Here is a 769-nt window from a genome sequence, read left to right on the forward strand (position 1 = left end):
CGCGCTGAACCACGCTGCCACCCGGCTGCCCGACGTCGACAAGCTCCGGCCGCCGATGCTCGGGATCGATGAGCACCGGTTCCGCTCAGTGCGGTTCTTCAACCTGAGTTGCACACGTTTAGTGGCTCTTCGCGTTTGGTGGTGAATCGACTGCCGTGATGCATGTTCAGCAGACCGTGGTTCGGGCTGCGCTTCTGAGCATAACGCGAGTGCTGTAGTTCCAGCTGTTGACGAATCCGCGCCCCGTTCTTTTGATGTGTTTGATCGCGGTGTTGTTGGCTTCGACCTTCGCGGTGGTGGCGCCGGTGACGATGAGGACCTCGATTTCCTTCCACCATTTGTTGATGGTGCGCCAGAGCCTGTTGGTCTCGGGCATCGAGGCGGCCTCAACGAGGATCTGCAGCTTCTCTCTGGCCGCGGCGGCGTCCTGGAGGGACGAGGTGCCCAACAGCAGGCGCAACTGTTCCTTGACGTTCCATGCTGCCTGCAGCTTCCCGGTGGGATCGTCCTTGAGGAAAACATCGGCGAGGCGGTCCAGACCGGCCTTGGAGAGGGTGTCGCCGGCTCGCAGCAGCAGTCGCCGGTTCGCCCAGGCCGGATCCGCTGCGCGGCCACGGCGGCCCCGCACCTGCTGGCTCAGGCGCTGGCGGGCCTCGGTCAGCGCGTTGTTGGCAAGTTGGACCAGGTGGAACGCGTCGACCGATACCGCGGTGCGCGGCAGCCACATGCGCAGCGCCTTGGGAACGCCGCGGATGGGTCGATCGCCACG

At 64.8% G+C, this 769-nt stretch carries 1 pseudogene; it reads right to left on the bottom strand.

The window, feature by feature from the left end:
- Positions 1-166 precede the first annotated feature (166 nt).
- A pseudogene (locus tag D477_RS20905) lies at positions 167-769 on the bottom strand (ISL3 family transposase); the annotation flags it as partial.

This window comes from Arthrobacter crystallopoietes BAB-32 (assembly GCF_000328305.2).
In the GTDB taxonomy this organism is placed as follows: Bacteria; Actinomycetota; Actinomycetes; order Actinomycetales; family Micrococcaceae; genus Crystallibacter; species Crystallibacter crystallopoietes_A.